This is a genomic window from Vibrio eleionomae (assembly GCF_009874545.1).
In the GTDB taxonomy this organism is placed as follows: Bacteria; Pseudomonadota; Gammaproteobacteria; order Enterobacterales; family Vibrionaceae; genus Vibrio; species Vibrio nitrifigilis.
The window spans coordinates 1-538 of the sequence record NZ_WEKT01000128.1 but is presented as its reverse complement, the minus strand read 5'-3'; the positions used below and the strand labels follow the sequence as shown (position 1 = coordinate 538).

Sequence of the window (538 nt, the reverse complement as noted above, 5' to 3'; positions counted from 1 at the left end):
CACTTGAATGTGTGTTGGTTATTTTCATAAAGAAAATAATTGAGAACTTTTACAAGTAATTTTCTATTTCATTGAAATAAAAGATTACTTTGTCAGCTTTCCAAATTTTTAAAGAGCATGGAATCAGTATCAACTAAAGATACTAACCATTTTTAAGAACACTTAAGTAAATGTGCTTAAAGATGGTGGAGCTATGCGGGATCGAACCGCAGACCTCTTGCATGCCATGCAAGCGCTCTCCCAACTGAGCTATAGCCCCATTCCTTTGCTAGTAACTAAGTTACTGGCCAAACTCGCTCTATTAAACCGTATCAATCTGTGTGAACACTCATCGCAATAATCTATATCGTTAAGGAGGTGATCCAGCGCCAGGTTCCCCTAGCGCTACCTTGTTACGACTTCACCCCAGTCATGAACCACAAAGTGGCAAGCGTCCCCCCGAAGTAAGGAGGTGATCCAGCGCCAGGTTCCCCTAGCGCTACCTTGTTACGACTTCACCCCAGTCATGAACCACAAAGTGGCAAGCGTCCCCCCGAAG

General features: G+C 43.5%; 1 tRNA gene and 1 rRNA gene. Both read right to left on the bottom strand.

The annotated features are described in order from the left end of the window. Nucleotides 1-183 precede the first annotated feature (183 nt). Nucleotides 184-259 (bottom strand) — tRNA-Ala (locus tag F9817_RS23765). Between the two features lie 185 nt (nt 260-444). Beyond that, nucleotides 445-538: ribosomal RNA gene (locus tag F9817_RS23900) — 16S ribosomal RNA — on the bottom strand; the annotation flags it as partial.